This window comes from Psychroflexus lacisalsi (assembly GCF_020164495.1).
GTDB lineage: Bacteria > Bacteroidota > Bacteroidia > Flavobacteriales > Flavobacteriaceae > Psychroflexus > Psychroflexus lacisalsi.
Genome location: NZ_JAIQYZ010000006.1, coordinates 128,201 through 148,732 on the forward strand (window position 1 = coordinate 128,201; position 20,532 = coordinate 148,732).

Genomic DNA, 20,532 nt, shown 5'->3' on the forward strand with positions numbered 1-20,532 from the left:
GTTTGTGTATATTTAAAAAAGTAAAATAAAGTTAATACTTGCAAGCTTCTTCCCATACTGGAGAACCCTTATGTGAATTAACTAAAGCATTATTATGACGGAAAAGATTATTAAATATCAAAATGACTCTGAAAGAAGATTTAATGAGGAGAAAAACATAAAGACAATTATAAATTATGTTTTCGCTCTTATTCTTTTCTTTTTATCAACTATTGTTGCCGCATTTACATTCCCCTTTAGATTTATATATAAAAAGGTAATTCGAAGTAATGTCGATTCAAAAATCATACATCCTAATGATAAAAATATAGACGCCGTATTGGCAAAAGAAAAGTTGGTTCTCATTGACTTTTGGGCAGAGTGGTGTGGACCTTGCATAATGATGAATTCTACAATTGAGAAATTTGCAACCGAATCGAAGAATGTAAAGGTTTTAAAAGTTAATGCTGATTTAAATAGAAAACTGGTAAGTAGATTTAGAATAAAAGGTTTACCTCAATTCATTCTAATGAAAAATGGAAAAGAAGTTAAGAGGTATGCAGGGTCAATGACAATTTCTGATTTGAATAATTTTTGTGATTGAAATAGATTAAACATTACAAAATAGATAGTATAGCCAGTAGCCTCTAGGAGCTAAATACAGAGTTTTGGTAAATTTGAAATAAGGAAATTAAGCTAGTTTTTTACTTACTAGTCTCTATATGAAGAGCCTTAACTCACAAGCTGAATAATGAAAATTATTGAAAAGAAAATTAAGCTCGATCTAAACGAGAAATTATCATATTTTAGAATCTCAATTTTTCTTACAGTCGTTTCTATTATTTGTATTTACAATGGTACGAAAGGTTTTAGAATCTATTCTTACGAAAATGTTTTTCACACATTAAATAAGATCGGAATCTTTATTTTTTTATTATCAATTATTTTCTTCATTATTAATCGTAAAAATTTAAAATTGAAGCATCATAAACTGACTGTAGAGCAGGAGGTTTTTAAGAGAGATCTACAAAAGATGGTCGAACTAAATGATTGGAATATAAAATTCATTTCTGAAAATTTCATGCTAATAGAAACCGATAGGAATTATTTAAATCATAAATATTTTATTTCAGAAAGTTATGGTGAATTAATTTACATAGTACTGGAAAATAGGAGTCTATATTTAAAAAGTATTTTTGATTTCAATAAAAATAAAGTATTCACAGTTTCAACAGGTGAAAATAGAATGAATGAAAAGTTGATCATCAATTTGGCATCATAAAATCACGAATTATCAAAAAGAATGACTTGTAAAAATTGCAATAGTGAATTTGAAGGTAAATTTTGTAATTACTGCGGCCAGAGCGCTGCAGTTCAAAGGATAAATTGGAGATATTTAAGTAATTCTATCGCCGACAATGTCTTCCAAATCAATCATGGATTTCTTTACACCGCAAAAACTTTATTAATTAGCCCAGGGAAGAGTTTAAACAAGTTTTTTCTAGGCAAAAGAAAGAACTTCTATAATCCGTTTGCTTTTCTTTTAATTTCAACGACACTTTTTTTACTTTCAACAGAGCTTTTTGGTAATAAAACATTCTTTGATGAAGCTGTTAGCGGAATACGTATAACATTTAATAGTAGGCAAGATATAATTGCAGATTTAAGGATACTTGATTTAATAATACGTAATCAAACGATTATTTTTCTTTTTATTGCTCCTTTATTCTCAATTGCATCTTTTTTATCTTTTAGAAAGTCATCCTATAACTTTTCTGAACATTTGATTTTAAACCTCTATATAACAGGAGAGCAGTTGTTGATTTATTCACTGTTTAGTTTTTTTATAGATCAAAACAGTGAGTTAGTGGTTGTTCCTTTAGTTTTAGGATTTTTGTACAATCTTTACGTTTACAATCAATTTTTTAAATCAACGAATTGGTTGAAAAGAAACTTGAAGTTTGTTTTCACTTACTTTACTTATATTTTATTAATGATAATTTCTATGGTGATTTTTGTGCTTTTAACTGTTAGCTTAAAATAATAAGACAATTAAATTAAAAATATAAAATCAAATTTTTGTTACTTTTTAATGACGTTATATTGGAAGTGATTCTCAAATGAAACCCCTTGTATTATTTCTTGTAATTATCGCGGTTTGTATATCAGTAAATGCTTCTGCTCAAACAACAGCATATGAAGAGGGTTTTGTGGTGTTAAAAAATAGTGATACGGTTTATGGTCAGGTGAAAGACCGATCTGAAGAACCTTTTGGCAAGCTTTATAAAAAAGTAAAAGTCAAAATTGAGGGGAAGCTGTTTACCCAAAAATATGCTTCGTCCGATATCAAGTCCTATCAAAAAGGATCTACTTATTTTGAAAGTGTTTGGTTCAAAGAAGACTCTAAATTTTTTAATATCAGTTATCGCTCCATTAGTGGGGTAGGTGAAGAGGTATTTATGAAGGTAATTCTTACAGGAACTCTTACCTACTATCATTGGGAATGGAGAAATCCAGACTCCGGGTATTACCTGTATACTCCATTTTTCAAAAAGAAAGGAAGCAACCAATTGATTTGCGTTACTCAAGATCTTCTGGAGCTAAGGCGTAAAGATGTTGCGAATTACTTGGCTGAGGATCCAAATCTTACCAAGCCAATCTTGTCTGATGAAAAATTATCTGCTCTTGAAATTACAAAACTTTATAACCAAGCCGCGGATAAAAATTAAATTCTGGTTCGCGTATTTTTAAACAAAGCCTTTAGCATGAGTTAAAAAATAAGCAAGTCTTTAGTAATAAGCAGGTTAATTGATACCTTAGCAGGTCCTACAGGGGTTTGAATTGAAACATATGCAGAATTACAAAATCATTGAACAAAAACTAGGGCGCTTTATTAAAAAGTTCTACACCAATCTTTTGATTAAGGGTGCTTTACTTTTTGTTGGATTGAGTCTGTTGCTTTTCATTTTTGGTGCTGCTCTGGAGTATTTCCTTTGGTTTCAATCTGGTATCAGAACGCTTTTGTTTTGGACACTAATTATAGCTGAAGCATTTCTGTTTTTCAAACTGATTTTGATTCCAGCAAGTCAACTTTTTAAACTTTCTAATGGCATCGACTTTTCGGAGGCATCTTCCCAAATTGGAAATCACTTTCCAGAAGTCAATGATAAATTAAAAAATATTCTTCAGTTGAAAGCTCAAGGTGGAGATGATGAACTGGTCCTTGCCAGTATCGAGCAAAAATCCAAGGAATTAAAATCTGTGCCGTTTCAGCTGGCGATTGACTTTCGTCAAAATGTCAAGTACCTGCGGTTTTTAGTCATTCCTGTTTTGGTATTGATTGCCATCTGGGTTTCAGGATTGGGAGATTCATTTTCTTACAGCTATAAACGTATTGTCAATTATAATAAGGCTTACGAAGCGCCGGCACCTTTTCAATTTTCTATTCTGAATAATGATTTGAATGCCAAAAAAGGAAACTCTTTCCAACTCAATGTGCAGACACTAGGGGAGGTAAAACCAGAGGACGTTTTTATTTCCGTAGATGAAGAAAATATTAGACTTCAGGAAACAAATGGAGTTTACAGCCACACATTCAAAAATGTGACGGAAGCAAAAATTTTTCAGCTGAAGGCCAACAAGGTCACTTCAAAAAAATACAAGCTAAATGCACTGGATATTCCTGTAGTGAAGGACATGAAAATGAACCTGAATTATCCGAAATATATTAACCAAAGCAATACGTCTATCTCAGGGACTGGCAACGTTTCAGTTCCTGAGGGAACATTAATTGAATGGATCATTTCAACGGAAACGACGGACCAGGTCGAATTTTTAAGTGATGTAGATACTTTAAAGTTTGATGTCGATAACTCAGAATTCACTCTAAAACAAATTCAGAAGAAAAATAAAAACTACTCTATAGCGACCTCTAATTCGAACTTCAACAACTACGATGTTTTGAACTACACCATAAACGTTATCAAGGATGAATTTCCTATGCTTAAACTGGAACAGAAAAAAGATAGCTTACTTACGGAACAGTCTTATTTTTTCGGAAAACTGACGGATGATTATGGTCTGAACAGCTTACAATTGGTTTATTATACTACTGATAATCAAGAAGATAAATCAAAAGTAGAACTTTCTTTTTCCAAAGGCACCTACAGTGAATTTTCTTACGCTTTTCCTAATGATGAGTTGAAATTGGAGCCAGGAACGGAGTATCAATATTATTTTGAGGTCTTCGATAATGACCAGGTGAATGGCAGAAAATCCTCTGCATCGGATGTATATTCTTTCCGGAAGAAAACCAATCTCGAAGAGTCTTCTGATAATCTGAAACGCCAAAACAATTCGGTTGAAAAGCTTTCTGAAGAATTGCAGCAACGCAAAGAAAATTCTCGAGAAATAAAAGATCTTCAAAATAAACAGAAGAAAGAAAAAACCTTAAACTATACAGAAAAACAAAAGCTAGATAACTTCATTGAGCGTCAGAAACAGCAGATGGAAATGATGAAAAATTATAGCGAGCGATTGAAGGAAGATTTCAAAAAACTGGATGCTGAAGAACAAGATAAAGCCAAAGAAAATCTGGAAGACCGTCTCGAAAAAAACCAGGAGCAGATTGAAAAAAATCAGAAACTTCTTGAGGAATTAGAAAAGCTTAAAGACCAAATCAACCAGGAAGAACTGAATGAAAAACTAGAGTCTTTTGATCGTGAGTCTAAAAAGCAAGAGAAAAATCTCGAACAACTTTTGGAATTAACCAAGCGTTTTTACGTTGAAAAAAAGGCTGAGAAGCTGGCTGAAGAGCTAGATAATTTATCCAAAGAACAAGAGGAGTTGTCAGAATCTGAAGAAAATTCTTCTGAAGCTCAAGAAAAACTCAATGAGAAATTTGATCAGCTAAAAGAGGATTTAGAGAAACTTGATGAAAAGAATGAAGAATTAAAAGCGCCGATGGAGCTTGGAAGTGATGAAGAATTGAGTGAAGAAATTGATCAGGATCAGGAGGAGGCAAAGGACAAGCTTGAATCGTCAGAATCTGATAAAGGGAATACCGAGCAAAAAAATTCCAACCAACAAGAAGGTCAGAAAAAGCAAAAAGAGGCAGCTGAAAAAATGAAATCACTTTCTCAGAAAATGAAAGATTCCATGACTTCTTCAAGTATGGAACAAGCTTCTGAGGATGCTGAAATGCTGCGACAGATTCTGGATAATCTCATCACATTTTCTGTAGAACAGGAAGACTTGATGGAAGGGTTTAAAAATATATCGAATTCTAATCCTATTTACGCATCCAAACTGAAAAGACAGGCGGAGCTTCGAGAAAACTTCAAGCATGTCGACGATAGTCTGTATGCTCTTGCCATGCGAACACCAATGATACAAGAAACAGTAAATAATACCATTTCTGATATCAATTTCAATATAGAAAAATCACTGGAGCGTCTTGCAGAAAATGAAGTGAGAAAAGGGACCAGTAGTCAGCAATACACCATGATGTATGCTAATGAATTATCCAATATGCTAGATGATGCTTTGGACCAAATGCAAAACCAGATGAATGGAATGGGGCAACCAAAACCAGGAAGTGGTAAACCCGGAGAACAATTATCTGATATCATCAAGTCTCATGAGGAACTGAAAAAGCAGATGGAAAAAGGAAAGTCAGGTGGTGAAGGCCAGGATGGAAAACAACCTCAAAAAGGTAAAAAAGGAGAGAAAGGAGAAGGAAAAAATGGTCAGCAAGGAGATAAAGGAGCTGATGGGAATGGTGGCGAAAAACAAGGTGGAGAAAAGAAAGGAAGTAGAGGAAAAGAAGGACAAATGAGTGGGGAAATTTATAAAATCTATAAACAACAACAGAAGCTCAGGAATCAACTGGAAGATAGAATCGATCAGCTTGGACTAAAGGATAATTCAGGTGAATTAGAAAAGAGTTTGGATAAATTGGAGCAAGAGTTATTGATGAAAGGCTTTAGCAGTGATTTATTGAAGCAGATGGAAAATGTAAATCATCAGCTTCTGAAACTTGAAAAGGCGGCAAATCAACAAGGACAGGATGATGAAAGAGAAGCCGAAACCCGAAAAAGGGAGCTGAATGCAGCATCATCAAACTGGGAAGAAAAGGCTAAAGAATATTTTAACACAAACGAGATTTTAAATAGACAACAATTACCTTTGCAGCCTGAATATAAAAAGCTGATTAATATCTACTTCAATGGAAAGTCCAATTAATTTTTACAGTAAAACTAAATTTGATTTAAAGAGCAAAAAGAAACATGCCAATTGGTTAAAAGCTGTCATTGAAAGTGAGGAAAAAGAGGTCGAAGGCATAAACTATATCTTCTGCAGTGATGAAGACCTACTGTATATGAACCAGAGGTATCTGGATCACGATACGTTTACAGATATTATCACTTTTGATTATTCTGAAGACGAATCCATTTCGGCTGAGATTTATATCAGCATAGATCGCGTTAAAGAAAACTCTGAAAACTTTAAAGTAAAATTTGAAAACGAATTGAAAAGAGTTTTGGTCCACGGCATTTTGCATTGCTGCGGATATGGGGATTCTACTGAAGAATCAAAAGCTAAAATGAGAGCCTTAGAAAATGATAAAATGGAATTGTTCCACGTGGAACAAAAATAGAAATTATGTTTAAAGATACGTATGATGTTATTGTAGTAGGAGCTGGTCACGCAGGAAGTGAAGCAGCAGCAGCGGCCGCAAATATAGGAAGCAATACCTTACTGGTGACCATGAATTTGCAAAACATCGCGCAAATGTCTTGTAATCCAGCCATGGGCGGAATTGCTAAGGGACAAATATTAAGAGAAATAGATGCCCTTGGCGGATACAGCGGTTTGGTGTCAGACACAAGTGCAATTCAATTTAAGATGCTGAATAAATCCAAAGGACCCGCAATGTGGAGTCCAAGGGTTCAAAGTGATAGAATGCTTTTTTCACAACACTGGAGAGAAAGACTTGAGCAAACTGAAAATCTTGATTTTTATCAAGAGATGGTCTCAGGTCTAATCATAGAAAACAACATCGTAAAGGGTGTAAAGACATCTTTGGGACTTGAGATAAAAGCCAAAACCGTCATCCTTACCAATGGAACTTTTTTAAATGGTTTAATCCATATCGGTGATAAAAATTTCGGGGGAGGAAGAGCAGGAGAGAGAGCTTCATTTGGAATCACTAAAGAACTTGAAGATATTGGATTTGAAGCTGGACGAATGAAAACAGGAACGCCACCAAGAGTTGATGGAAGATCGCTTGACTTTTCTAAAATGATAGAACAGCCAGGAGACGAAGAACCATGGAAATTTTCATATTCTAATGAAACCAAACCGCTTGAGAAACAAAGAAGCTGTTGGATGTCTTATACTTCAACAGAAGTACATAATATTTTAAAAGAAGGATTCGACAGATCTCCAATGTTTAATGGGTCTATTAAAAGTACTGGTCCAAGATATTGTCCAAGTATTGAAGACAAGATTCACAGATTTGCAGATAAAGACAGACATCAAATGTTTGTTGAACCTGAAGGATGGAATACGGTAGAATATTACGTCAATGGATTTTCTACTTCGCTTCCAGAGGATATCCAATTTAAAGCTTTAAAGCAGTGTGCTGGATTTGAAAATGTAAAATTTTTCAGACCTGGATATGCTATTGAATACGACTATTTTCCGCCAACACAATTAAGGCATACTTTAGAAACTAAGCTAGTTGATGGTTTGTATTTTGCTGGTCAGATCAATGGAACAACAGGATATGAAGAAGCAGCTTCTCAAGGATTAATCGCAGGAATTAATGCGGCATTAAAAGTTCAAGAAAAAGAAGAATTCACATTATCAAGAAGTGAAGCATATATAGGAGTATTGATTGATGACTTAATCACCAAAGGAACAGAAGAGCCTTACAGAATGTTTACCTCGAGAGCGGAATATCGAACTTTATTAAGGCAGGATAATGCTGATTTCAGATTAACAGCTAAAGGTTTTGATATAGGATTAGCAAGCTCAGAACGCATGAAGTTGATGGAGGAGAAACAGAGAAAATCTGATGCCTTCGTTAAATTTTTTAAAGAGCAAAGTGTAACAACAGATGAAATCAATCCCATACTTGAGGGAAAAAATTCAGCTCATGTAGATCAGCAAGGAAAATTATTTAAAATATTTGCTCGACCAAATATTACCATGCAAGACATGATGAAACTGGAGAGCGTAGAAAACTTTGTCACTGAACATGAATTGAATAATGAGGTATTAGAACAGGTTGAAGTGCAGGTAAAATATGCTGGGTATATTGAAAAGGAAAAATTGAATGCGGATAAACTGAATCGTCTTGAGAATGTAAGGATTCCCGAGCATTTTGATTATTCATTATTAAAATCAATGTCATTTGAAGCAAGAGAAAAACTGACGAAGATCAAACCCAGGACAGTATCACAAGCTTCAAGGGTTAGTGGAGTAAATCCGAGTGATGTTTCAGTTCTTTTAGTTCACATGGGAAGATAATGTTCCACGTGGAACAATGCGTATGGATTATTCTAAATTAGAACTAAGAGACGAGGCGTTTACTAAAGATGAATTCAATTTAATAGTTGATGAAAACGGGGTTTTAAAGACAAATCCGAGGCCCGAAAATCTTGCTGAGTATTATAATTTTGGTGATTATATTTCTCATCAATCAAATAAAAGAACGTTCATTCACAGGATCTATAATCTAGTGAAAAGACGAATGTTCAAAACAAAGTTTAATCTGCTTAGAGATCATCAAAGTGAAATTAAGACAGTTTTAGATTTTGGTTGTGGTACTGGAGATTTTGTAAATTATCTAAAGACGAAAGAAATAAAGGCGGAGGGAGTGGAACCAAATCAAACTGCTTTTCAGAAAGCTAAAAACAATAAAATTGAAGTACACAGAGATTTAGAAACTATCGATAAAGAATTTGATGCCATTACTTTATTTCATGTTTTAGAACATGTAGATGATTACAATAGAACTTTAAAAGAATTAATTTCAAAATTAAATTCGAAAGGACTTTTATTAATTGCTGTACCAAATTATAAATCGTACGATGCCAATTATTATAAGGAAAAATGGGCTGCCTGGGATGTACCCAGACACCTGTGGCATTTCAGTAGAGAAAATATAAAAGTCTTAGCTGAAAAACATAATTTAGAATCAATAAAAATAAGACCAATGTCATTTGACGCCTTTTACATTTCGATGGTATCTGAGACATATAAGGGAAATTCAAAAGCTAAAGGTATTTGGAGAGGTTTAATTTCAAATATCTCAGCTTTATGGTCTAAAGAGTACTCATCTAACCTGTTTTTGCTTCAAAAAAGATCATAGAGAGCGTTAATACTCTATTATGGCCAATTACATCAAGCAAAAATTAAAAGCTCTTAAATTGAATAAAAGTGAGGTAGTAACTATAATAGTAAACTATAAAATACAAAAATTATATAAGTTTTTATAATCATAATAAATTTATTGTACTGAGACATCTTTTTTTACATTTGCCAAAATTAAATAAACCATGAAAAAATCAATTTTAAGCTTAGCAGTAATTCTATTACTAATGTCATGTGGTCAAGATAAAACTGCATACGTAGATAACACTGTATTAATTCAGGACTATTACAAAATGAAAACTACTGAAGCTAGGTTTGAGAAAAAAAGCCAAAAATTATCAGAAGAATTAGATTCTGTTGCTGGCGAGTTTCAAAAAGAAGTTCAGGAATTTCAAGAAGGAATGAACAGAATGTCTACCAAAGATCGAGAACGAAGACAAAGTGAATTGATGCAAAAGCAACAAAGACTTCAACAGCGTCAACAACAACAAAGCCAAATGCTAAGACAGGAAAGTGATCAGGCGATCGATTCATTGATTACTGAAGTAAAAGATTTGGTATCTGAATATGGAGAGGAAAAAGGTTATGCCTATATTTTTGGATCAAATGAATCTGCAAACATCATGTATGCCAAAGAAGGTTTGGATATCACTGAAGAGGTGTTGGAAGAAATAAATTCAGGTCGAGAGGATATGGAGACTGAATAATCTAAATAAATTTTATTAATATGAAATAAAGCCAACTTCAAAGTTGGCTTTATTTTTTGTGTAAATATCGAGTCAATTGGAAAGATAAGTCAGAAAAGATCATTTTTGCATTTCCATTTCTTTCTATATGAAAAATGGCTTCTTCGAGGACTTCAAATATTTCCGTAATGTTTGCTCCAGATATAAATTCTGAAAACTTATCGAACTTGAATTTACTATCATAAGGTGATAAAAAAACAAGTGATTTTGCATTGTAATTATTAAGTAGCGCCTGGCGAAAAAACTGTATACAATAATCTAAAAAGCGCTTTTGGGTTTCTCTAGTTTCCTTAGCCAAATCATCTGACCAATCGAGTAAATCGGTAACAACATGTTTATTCCCTTTAGCACGAAAAGCACTTCTAACCCACATGATGAACCACTTTTCAAACTTTTCATCGTCAGAGTTATCTTCAGCAAGGTGCATCGCTTTAGAAAAACTACCGTCAGCTTGCTGTGATATCTTTATGGCATCTTTTTCTGAAATATCAAATTTTGTCAATAAGCCTTCAACCAGGTCAGCTTCTCCGAGTGGGGGAAAGTCAAGTCTCTGACATCTGGATTGTATGGTCTGTAATATGTCCTCCGGTGAATCAGTGACTAAAATAAAAAAAGTGTTTTCTGGGGGTTCTTCTATGAGTTTTAATAATTTATTGGAGGTTGCCGTGTTCATTTTATCTGCACACCAAACAATCATAATTTTAGGTCCACCCTCGTAAGATTTCAAAGACAAAGATTTTACCACATCAGTGGCTTCGTCTACATTAATAGAGCCTTGTTTCTTTTCTATTCCAATAATAGAATACCAATCATAAAGCGTCTGATAGGAATTTTGAGCAATAAAATCTCTCCATTCTGTAATAAAATCTTTGGAGACTGGTTTTTTGGGAGAATTAGGTGTTTTATTAATAGGATAAACAAAATGTAAATCGGGATGCGTCAATTGATCCATCATATTATTGATAGAACTCCATCTTGTTTGTGCAGAATAATGAAGCATCAATTCTCTAGCATAAGCAATAGCCATAGGGAGAGGTCCTGATCCAGTGTAACCAACAAAAAGTTGAGCATGTGGGACTCTGTTATTGCTTATACTGTTCCTCAGGTGGTTTTTGAGATGGCTTAGGCCTAAAATACTATCGAATGTCATGTGGCTAAAATAACAAAGCTTATAAGGTTTTGGAAAATTAATTAAGTAAATTTGAGGATTGCAAATTAAAATAATTCAATATGAAAACTATTAAAGATTTCAACTTCAAAGATAAAAAAGCCCTAATACGAGTAGACTTTAATGTGCCAATAAATAAGGAGTTTGAAGTAGCTGATAGAAGTAGAATCGAAGGTGCTAAACCTACTATCATAAAGATCCTTGAAGATGGCGGTAGTGCAATTTTAATGTCACACTTAGGAAGACCTGAAGGAAAAGAAGAAAAGTACTCACTGAAGCATATTGTTTCAGCGGTATCCGACGTCATAGGCGTAAAAGTGAAGTTTGTAGAAGATTGCATTGGTAAAAAGGCAGAGGAGGCAGCTTCAGCTTTGAAACCGGGTGAAATTCTATTATTGGAAAACTTAAGATTTTACTCAGAAGAAAAGAAAGGTGATGAAGAGTTTGCAAAAAAGTTGTCAAATCTAGGAGATATTTATGTCAACGATGCATTTGGGACTGCTCATAGAGCTCATGCTTCCACCACAATTGTTGCGAAATATTTTGAAGATAAGGCCATGGGGCTTTTGCTTCAGAAAGAAATAGAAAGCCTGGACAAAGTATTGAATTCAACTGAAAAGCCAGTTACAGCTGTACTTGGTGGAGCTAAAGTGTCATCAAAAATAACGGTAATTGAAAACATTTTACCTAAAGTAGATCATTTGATTATTGGTGGTGGTATGGCATTTACTTTTATAAAAGCTCAAGGTGGTAAAATAGGAGAATCTCTTGTAGAAGATGATTTACAGGACATGGCTCTTGATATTTTAAAGAAGGCAAAAGAACAAGATGTTCAAATCCATTTACCAGTAGATAGCATTGTCACTCAAGAATTTGATAACGATTCTGAAACCAAAATAGAAGATATTAAGAATATCTCTGAAGGATGGATGGGATTGGATGCAGGTCCAGAATCCAGAAAGAATTTTGCAAAAGTTATCCATCAATCCAAGATCATTTTATGGAATGGTCCGCTTGGAGTTTTTGAAATGGACACATTTTCAAAAGGAACCATTGCACTTGCAGAGGCTATTGCGGAAGCAACGGAAAAAGGTGCTTTTTCATTAGTTGGTGGAGGTGATAGTGTCTCTGCTGCAAAGAAATTTGGCTTTGATACAAAGGTGAGTTACGTGTCTACTGGTGGTGGAGCGATGCTGGAGATGCTAGAAGGAAAAAGTCTTCCTGGTATTGATGCATTAAAATAGATAACACACATATTTAATATCAAAAGCAATATCTTTAATCCAGAGATATTGCTTTTTAGTTTAAACAAATGAATTTAAAATCCTTTACTTATCCTGAGAAGGAAAAATTAAAATCTAGGAAACTGATAAAGAAGGTTTTTGATGAAGGGAAAACAATAAAATCATATCCAATCCTTATTAGGTTTGTTTTGCAAAATACCGATACTCATTCAGTTGGAGTAAGTGTTTCAAAACGAAATTTTAAAAAAGCTGTAGACAGAATACGTATTAAAAGGCAATTGAGGGAGGCTTACAGATTAAATAAAGCAGAACTACAGAACACCGATAGTAAGTATGCCATGATGATCATATTTATAGGAAAAAAAGAGATGACTTCTAAAGATATACAAGAAACCGTAAAATCACTTTTTAAAGAATTACAATGAGAAATTTAAAGCTTTTACTATTAACGTTTGTAGCTGCACTCACGAGTTATGGGTTCACTAGTTATAAGAATGACTTCTTTGAAATAGCTAAACAGATAGAAATATTTACAAATCTGTACAAAGAAGTAAATATGAATTATGTGGATCAAGTGAATCCAGCAGAGCTTATGAATACGGCAATAGAAGCAATGCTGAACGATTTAGACCCTTATACCGTATATTGGAATGAACAGGAGATCCAAAATGCCAGAATAAAAAACTCTGGAAGTTATACGGGTATTGGTGCTGAAATAACCTCAACTCCAGAATCTATTGTCATCAAGAATTTGATAAAAAACTCACCAGCAGATCTATCGGGACTGGAAATTGGAGATAAAATCATAAAAATTGGAGACATTGAAGTAAAAGATTACAATGAAGATGCGGGAGAATTACTGAAAGGCTCACCAAATACGGAGGTTGTTCTCCAACTGAAAAGGAATGAAACTATAAAAACTATAACTTTAAAAAGAGGAGTTATTAAAGATAAAGCTGTTCCACATTCAGAGCTTTTAGAGGGTAAAACAGGATATATTGTGTTATCTCAATTTACAAGAACGGCCTCTTCAGAAGTTATTGAAGCTTTACAAAATTTGAAAAAGGAAGGGGCAACTCAGATTATTTTAGACTTAAGAAATAACCCGGGAGGCTTACTTTCTGAAGCGGTAAATGTGAGTAATGTTTTTATTAAAAAAGGAACTTTAATCACATTTACAAAATCAGCAATAGAAAAATACAATTCTACATATACCACTCAAAACAAGGCTATAGACACGGAAATCCCGGTAGCAGTTTTAATAAATGAGAATTCTGCTTCAGCCAGTGAAATCGTCTCTGGAAGCATTCAGGATTTGGACAGAGGTGTCATAATTGGCAGTAGAAGTTATGGTAAAGGGCTTGTGCAAAGACCTAAAAAACTAAACTATGGGACCCAGGCAAAAATTACCATTTCAAGGTATTATACGCCTAGTGGCAGATGTATACAAGCATTGGATTATCGCGATGGAGAAAGCATCAGAAAAGATGAAAGTGAATACACCGAATTCAAAACAAGAAATGGACGAAGTGTGTACGATGGAGGAGGTGTCAATCCTGATATAGAGGTAAACATAGAGAAAGAGAGTAAACTGATAAAAGCGTTGAAAAAAGAAAATTTAATTTTTGATTTTTCAATTGATTATGTCAATAGAAACAAAGAATTGAACATTGAAAATTTTGAAACCAACAGGAAAATTGTAAAAGAATTTAGAGATTATATTGAAAAAATAGGTTTTGAATATGAATCCGATACTGATAAAAAAATAGATGAACTAAAAGAAATGGCTACATCTGAAAATTATATCAATTCAATTAAAAACTCTTTAGAAGATCTTCAAAGACAGCTTGATGAAGAAAAGCAAAAAGCCTTTCAAAATGAAACTGAAACTTTAGATAAATTGATTACAGAAAATGTGTTGAGAAAACTAGGATATGATGAAGCGGTATATGCTTATTATACCGAACAGGGAGAAGTCATAAAACAGGCTGTTAACATACTTAATGCTAGTCAAGATTACAATAAGATCTTAGGTCGATGAATAAAGAAGAATTAAAAGACCATATATCAAAGGAAACTAAATGTCTATATAGCAACTTGCTCAATATAAAGAACTCACTAAGCCTATTTCAACAGAAAATACAATTGTAAGGGTTTCTAAGATGGATACCATCAAAAATACCACTTCAGCGGGTCATGTTAAGTCCAGAGTGTGGGCTTTTTGTGAATTGTGCGAATTAGTGACTTACAAGCTTCATACCTATGTGAGGAATACCATCTTCAAGATAGCCTTCGCCTGAAATTATAAAACCGTGGCTTTCATAAAACTTGATCAAATACTGCTGAGCAGAAATTTTGATCAAAGATTTTGGAAATTTAGCAAGAGCAAATTCAATACTAGCTTTCATTAATTCATGACCAAACTTTTGGCTTCTGTGGGTTGCTTTTACAATGACTCTACCTATACTCAATTCATCAAAATATGCTCCTGGGGGTAAAATTCTGGAGTAAGCAACCAGAATATCTTTATCATAAAATAGAACGTGAAAAGCTTTATCGTCATTACCATCTATATCCTGATAAACACAATCCTGTTCTACAACAAAAACTTCAGATCTTAATTGTAAAATATCATAAGTCTGTTGAGTAGTAAGTTCAGAGAAAAGAAGAATTTTTTGAGTCATTAGTCTTGTACTATAATGTTTTTATTGTCAGATTTATTGAATTCTGGCTGTATAGTAATATGGTTGATCCCATATTCGTTTAGCAGAATATGTTCAATGCTTTCGAGGATTTCATCAAATTTAGATAAGGAAATGTCTTCTTCGAAATCAATTTCTGCTTCGAGATGCAATTCAACTTCATTCAATTGCCAAATATGCACATGGTGCATGTTTTTAACAAGAGGTAATGAATTTATTTTAGCCACAATTGACTGGATCTCTATATCACTAGGTGTAAAGAGCATCAAAACACTAAAAGAATTTTTAAAGAGTTTGAAACCAACATAGATAAGATAAACAGCGATTAAAAAAGTAAGTACACTATCTACCCAATAAATGCCATAAAATTTCATCAACAAACCACCACCAAGTACAGCAACAGAAGCAAGCATGTCTGTCAACAAGTGATAATAAGCCGAAGACAAATTCATGTTGGTTTTTCTGTCTTTTAAAAGAAGTAGAACGCTAATGCCATTCCCTACAATTGCTAAAGCAGAAAGCCAAATGACAAGATCGGAATTGATCACTTTTGGATCAAAGAAATGAATAACGGATTCTTTTATAAGGATAATGGCAATGATTATTAAACTTGCGGAATTTATAAAAGCAGCTATAATTTCTGCACGTTTGTATCCAAAAGTCATATTGGAGGTAGCGCTTTTACTAGAATACTTGGCAGCTACATAACTTATAATAAGGGAGACAACATCTGTAAAATTATGAAGTGCATCGGACAGTAAAGCCAGACTCCCACTCAAAAATCCACCAACGATTTGAGAAACCGTAATGAAGATATTGAGAATAATAGAAAAAAATAAATTCTTTTGTGAACGCTGGTGTGAATGTGTATGACTCAAAATAAATTATTGACATGCAATTTTTTCTACTCTTCTTTCATGACGGCCACCTTCAAAAGGAGTCTCCAAAAAAACTTTTACAAATTGGAGAGCCTCTTTAACAGATACAAATCTGGCGGGAATACTCAATACATTGGCATTGTTGTGTTGTTTTGCGAGGGCCACCAATTCGGAATTCCAACATAATGCAGATCGAACACCTTGATGCTTGTTGGCAGTCATATTTGCACCATTCCCGCTACCGCAAATAATGATTCCTAAATCAGACGTACCAGTTTCCACGTCATTTGCTACCGGATGCACAAAATCTGGATAATCAACACTTTCTGCTGAATCCGTTCCGTGATTAATTATTTCTATAGATTGAGATAATAGGTAGTTTTGTATAGCAAATTTATAGTCTGTTCCGGCGTGGTCATTTCCGATTGAGATTGTCATTATGTTCAGTTTAAGAATTGAAAAAACAAAGTTAGGATTTAATTCATTACTAATATGACAAGGACTGGATTAAAAGTAAAACACTGATTTACAACAACTTGATTAAAAGTATAAAGAATTGTGGATAACTTCATTTAGAAAGGGACTTTATAGACTTCAGTTTTGTAAAAAGTGTGGATAACTTAGGTAAAAAAAATAGTTCTATTATTTTGTAATTCAAACAAAAAATGGAGGTAGATAATAAACTGAATTAACAAAATATTTAGAGTATGAATTTCAAAAAAGTTTTGCGTTCACTTTTAGAAGTTATCCACACCAAATCCTAAAAAAGTTATTCCTGAAGTAATGTGTAAACTCAAAATAAGAATGTGGATAACTAAATCAAATAGAAATGAAAATCAGACTTTTAGATTCAAATAAATTATTTTTAAATTGTGGATAAACTAAGGATAATGAAAATCAAAATGAATTTTGAAAAAGTTATCCAGTTATACACGAGCAATAATAGTCATCATGTTTAATTTAAATTTTAATAAAAAAAAGATAATAATATTATAGAGTGTGGATAAGTGGAAAAAGCAAAGGGTTTTGGTGAAATTGAAATCGTGTAGAATTCAAGATAATCTAGACGATGTGTAGATGATTTTCAAAATTATAATCTTCTAAAATTGCTTTAGCTTCTTCGAGATCTTCTGGATGTACTTTAAGAAAAATTCCTCCTAGAGCGTTCGAGTAAAATGGGATGACACCTATTACCGTTTCGTTTTGAAAAAAGTATCTGATGTTTTCCTTTTCCAATAAGAGTTTAAGTATGGTATATTCGTGAGGATAAGTAAATACAGCCAACTTTATGAAGTTGTTCATTTTTATTTTAAAAGTAAGAAATATAATCAGCTTAGTTACAACTTTATGGCAGTTTTAAAGAATCTTAAAGCAAAGTTGATACATACGATATAGATTCTTTTAATCCCATATCAATAGCGTAATTCTTTTCATCGAGAAATAATTTTATATATAGATATATAGCAAAAAAACCTATCAGATAGATAAGTATGAAGACGAAGAATATTTTTGCAGATTTTGACATTGTAATAAATATCAAGTAAAATTATAATAATATTAACAATATGAATTGAACGAAAGTCAAATAATTTAAATTTTAACATCATCAAATTGTTAAATACTTCAAACAAAGGGTTTAACAAAGATTTAGTTCACCAACTTCGCAAAACAATTATAATATATTACATTTAGCGAAGAATATTTTAACAACTTATGAGTAAAAAGAAAAAAGGCAAAAAACCTTTCCAAGCCCCAGCCAATCCGGATGGTGGTTTATCCAAAAAAATTCTAGACCTATTTAAAAAGCAATCAGAAAAGAGTTTTGATTATAAATATGTTTTAGAAAAACTAAAAATAGAAGATACCAAAACAAGAAATAAAGTTATTCGTCTTTTGGGTCAATTGACTGCTAAAGGTCAACTTAAGCATGTAGAAGACAAAAAGTTTCAGTTTGATGGTTTAGAAGATTTCCATACTGGAATCATCGATATGACGTCTCGTGGAGATGCTTATGTCATTGTAGAAGATATGGAGAATGATATCTACATTTCCAATAAAAATTTGAATCACGCTCTAGACGGGGATGAAGTCAAAATTTATGTTTTCAAAAAACGTGAACATGCCAAGTCTGAAGGGGAAGTGGTGTCTATTCTTACCAGAAATAAAACCGATTTTGTAGGTGTCTTACACAAGCAGGAAAAGTTTGGTTTTGTGGTGGTGTCCAGTTCCAAAATGTACACCGATATTTTTGTCCCTAATGATAAAATGCATGATGCCAAGGATGGCTTATTGGTTAAAGTCCGCATTTTGCAGTGGAAAGACAAAGATGATTCTCCAAAAGGAGAAATCACTGAAGTACTTGGAGTTCCTGGCGAGCATGAAACAGAAATGCACGCTATTCTTGCCGGTTACGGTTTACCAGAACAATTTCCACCAGAAGTAGAAGAATTTGCCAATGGTATTGACACTAAAATTCATCCGTCTGAAATTAAAAAACGAAGAGATCTTAGAGATACCTTAACTTTTACCATAGATCCTGCCGATGCCAAAGATTTTGATGATGCTTTGAGTTTCAAAAAAATGGACAATGGTAATTTTGAAATTGGTATTCACATTGCCGATGTAGCACATTATCTACAACCAGGAACTATTTTGGATGATGAAGCTTACAATAGAGCGACGTCCATCTACCTGGTAGATCGCGTGGTACCGATGTTGCCAGAAATTCTTTCCAATGGAGCGTGTTCTCTACGACCAAATGAAGAAAAATATACCTTTTCTGCTTTGTTCGAATTAAATCCTAAAGGTGAAGTGAAAAGTGAATGGTTCGGACGTACAGTCACTTATTCCGATGCTCGATTTGCTTATGAAGAAGCTCAGTACCTAATCGATTCTGAAGATAAACACATCCCTGCACAGGTTTCCTTGACCAAAAAAGACTATGAAGTTCAGCCAGAGATTCTGGAGGCGGTCACCACCTTAAATACACTAGCCAAAACCATGCGTAAAAAGCGCATGCAGGAAGGTGCTATTTCATTTGATAAAGTGGAAGTCAAATTTCATTTGGATGAAGACAACAACCCACAAGGGGTTTACGTGAAGACTAGTCAGGATGCCAACAAGCTGATTGAGGAATTTATGTTGCTCGCCAACCGAAAAGTTTCTGAATTTATTGGCAAACGCCAACCACCAAAAACTTTTATGTACCGGTGTCACGACGAACCCAAAGACGATAGATTGGAAGCTTTAAATACGGTGATTTCAAAATTTGGCTACAACATCAATATCCATAATAAGAAAAATATCGCTAGTGCATTAAACTCTCTTTTGGAAGATGTACAAGGCAAAAAAGAACAAAATTTAGTCGATACCTTGACGATTCGTACCATGAGTAAAGCCTATTACTCCACCGAAAATATAGGACATTATGGTCTCGCATTCGACTATTATTCTCACTTTACCTCGCCTATCCGTCGGTATCCCGATGTGATGGCGCACAGATTGCTACAACGCTATCTGGACAACGAGCCAAGTGCCAGCGAAACCGAGTATGAAGACAAATGCAAGCATTCCAGCGAGATGGAAAAACTGGCCACCAATGCGGAGCGGGATTCCATCAAGTACATGCAGGTAAAATACATCCAGGATCATGCAGAAACCGAATTTAAAGGGGTGATTTCTGGTGTAACCGACTTTGGTATATTTATCGAGATCATCGAGAACAAATGCGAAGGCATGACCCGACTCAAAGACATCTCAGACGATCACTACGACTTCAATGAAGAGCACTACGCCATTATTGGCCGTCGCACCAAGAAAATGTACCAACTCGGTGACGAAGTCTACGTACGCGTCAAAAAAGCCGATTTGGTGAAACGCACTATCGATTTTGAATTGCTGGGTTCTGTAGACGAAGTCGAGATAGAAAACGAATAAATGCAATAAATAGGTATTTAATACCTGAAATTTATAGTAAAAGGCTATTTAATGGGTTTTCAAACTCATTAAATAGCCTTTTTTACGTTTTCATAACGAGTAAAAGTAAGTATTGTCACCCTGAATTTATTTCAGGGTCTTTATTCGCTATTTGTTTTTTTTATTCTGAATTTGCCTTGGTTAACTTTTAAGCTTTCCGATACATTGCTTAAGGCTATACGTTAGCCACAAGATCCAGCCTGGTGAGGATGAGGTTTGAAGGGGATGAGTTAGCTTGATATGAACCCAAACCACTGAATAAACTTTATAAAAACATGCGTTTATCCCGTAATTTATTTAAATAAACGTGTATTTTTATAAACATATAACCAGTTGCATTTAATTGAGACGCCTTTTTGGAACGGATGTAGTTCTGAAGTTAAAAAAGGATGATATGGGCACGCTAGTGCTCAAGTCTTTTGCGATTAGCATCGTGAAAATGTATTTTCAAACGTTGAT

18 protein-coding genes are annotated in these 20,532 nt (G+C 33.8%); 13 read left to right on the top strand and 5 right to left on the bottom strand.

The features are described from left to right. The first annotated feature begins 94 nt into the window (after positions 1–94). The 9 genes from LB449_RS13020 (at position 95) to LB449_RS13060 (ending at position 10,067) form a co-directional block, all read left to right on the top strand. Positions 95–583, top strand: a complete 489-nt coding sequence (locus LB449_RS13020; RefSeq protein WP_224455559.1) for a thioredoxin family protein — start codon at positions 95–97, stop codon at positions 581–583. Positions 584–955: 372 nt separating this feature from the next. Then, entirely contained in the window at positions 956–1,261 is a 306-nt protein-coding gene (locus LB449_RS13025; protein ID WP_224455560.1) for a hypothetical protein, read from the top strand. A gap of 21 nt (positions 1,262–1,282) precedes the next feature. Continuing rightward, positions 1,283–2,023: a DUF3667 domain-containing protein gene (locus tag LB449_RS13030; protein ID WP_224455561.1), complete on the top strand. Its 741-nt coding sequence runs from the start codon at positions 1,283–1,285 to the stop codon at positions 2,021–2,023. 76 nt (positions 2,024–2,099) lie between these two features. Further along, positions 2,100–2,708: a hypothetical protein gene (locus LB449_RS13035; protein ID WP_224455562.1), complete on the top strand. Its 609-nt coding sequence runs from the start codon at positions 2,100–2,102 to the stop codon at positions 2,706–2,708. 121 nt (positions 2,709–2,829) lie between these two features. After that, positions 2,830–6,222, top strand: coding sequence for a hypothetical protein (locus LB449_RS13040; protein ID WP_224455563.1), 3,393 nt, complete (start codon positions 2,830–2,832; stop codon positions 6,220–6,222). Further along, on the top strand, positions 6,206–6,637 hold the full coding sequence (gene ybeY / locus LB449_RS13045) for an rRNA maturation RNase YbeY (RefSeq protein ID WP_224455564.1): 432 nt from the start codon (positions 6,206–6,208) through the stop codon (positions 6,635–6,637). Before LB449_RS13040 ends, ybeY begins: the two co-directional genes overlap by 17 nt. 5 nt (positions 6,638–6,642) lie before the next feature. Continuing rightward, entirely contained in the window at positions 6,643–8,514 is a 1,872-nt protein-coding gene (gene mnmG, locus LB449_RS13050; protein WP_224455565.1) for a tRNA uridine-5-carboxymethylaminomethyl(34) synthesis enzyme MnmG, read from the top strand. A 22-nt stretch (positions 8,515–8,536) separates the two neighbouring features. Then, entirely contained in the window at positions 8,537–9,358 is an 822-nt protein-coding gene (locus tag LB449_RS13055; RefSeq protein ID WP_224455566.1) for a class I SAM-dependent methyltransferase, read from the top strand. Positions 9,359–9,545: 187 nt separating this feature from the next. Continuing rightward, positions 9,546–10,067: an OmpH family outer membrane protein gene (locus tag LB449_RS13060; protein WP_224455567.1), complete on the top strand. Its 522-nt coding sequence runs from the start codon at positions 9,546–9,548 to the stop codon at positions 10,065–10,067. Positions 10,068–10,116: 49 nt separating this feature from the next. Here LB449_RS13060 and LB449_RS13065 read toward each other — a convergent pair whose 3' ends face one another. Next, positions 10,117–11,256, bottom strand: coding sequence for a DNA polymerase III subunit (locus LB449_RS13065; RefSeq protein ID WP_224455568.1), 1,140 nt, complete (start codon positions 11,254–11,256; stop codon positions 10,117–10,119). Between the two features lie 80 nt (positions 11,257–11,336). Between LB449_RS13065 and LB449_RS13070 the strand changes: the two genes are divergently transcribed. From LB449_RS13070 to LB449_RS13080, 3 genes are all read left to right on the top strand, one after another. Next, positions 11,337–12,518 (top strand): phosphoglycerate kinase, encoded by a 1,182-nt coding sequence (locus LB449_RS13070; protein ID WP_224455569.1) that lies wholly within the window; start codon positions 11,337–11,339, stop codon positions 12,516–12,518. A gap of 68 nt (positions 12,519–12,586) precedes the next feature. Then, positions 12,587–12,943, top strand: coding sequence for a ribonuclease P protein component (gene rnpA / locus LB449_RS13075; protein ID WP_224455570.1), 357 nt, complete (start codon positions 12,587–12,589; stop codon positions 12,941–12,943). Next, positions 12,940–14,559, top strand: a complete 1,620-nt coding sequence (locus LB449_RS13080) for a S41 family peptidase (protein WP_224455571.1) — start codon at positions 12,940–12,942, stop codon at positions 14,557–14,559. The genes rnpA and LB449_RS13080 overlap by 4 nt, the downstream gene beginning before the upstream one ends. A gap of 196 nt (positions 14,560–14,755) precedes the next feature. On the opposite strand, the gene LB449_RS13085 is transcribed toward LB449_RS13080, so the two are convergent. The 4 genes from LB449_RS13085 to LB449_RS13100 all read right to left on the bottom strand — a co-directional run bounded on the left by LB449_RS13085 (position 14,756) and on the right by LB449_RS13100 (position 17,400). Continuing rightward, the gene (locus LB449_RS13085; protein ID WP_224455572.1) at positions 14,756–15,202 is read right to left on the bottom strand and encodes a GNAT family N-acetyltransferase; all 447 of its coding nucleotides are present in this window, start codon (positions 15,200–15,202) and stop codon (positions 14,756–14,758) included. Continuing rightward, on the bottom strand, positions 15,202–16,098 hold the full coding sequence (locus LB449_RS13090) for a cation diffusion facilitator family transporter (RefSeq protein WP_224455573.1): 897 nt from the start codon (positions 16,096–16,098) through the stop codon (positions 15,202–15,204). Before LB449_RS13090 ends, LB449_RS13085 begins: the two co-directional genes overlap by 1 nt. 6 nt (positions 16,099–16,104) lie before the next feature. Further along, positions 16,105–16,536: a ribose 5-phosphate isomerase B gene (gene rpiB, locus LB449_RS13095; protein WP_224455574.1), complete on the bottom strand. Its 432-nt coding sequence runs from the start codon at positions 16,534–16,536 to the stop codon at positions 16,105–16,107. A gap of 624 nt (positions 16,537–17,160) precedes the next feature. Beyond that, positions 17,161–17,400, bottom strand: coding sequence for a putative signal transducing protein (locus tag LB449_RS13100; protein ID WP_224455575.1), 240 nt, complete (start codon positions 17,398–17,400; stop codon positions 17,161–17,163). Positions 17,401–17,811: 411 nt separating this feature from the next. On the opposite strand from LB449_RS13100, the gene rnr reads away from it, so the two are divergent. Beyond that, entirely contained in the window at positions 17,812–20,034 is a 2,223-nt protein-coding gene (gene rnr / locus LB449_RS13105; protein ID WP_224455576.1) for a ribonuclease R, read from the top strand. The last annotated feature ends 498 nt before the right edge of the window (positions 20,035–20,532 follow it).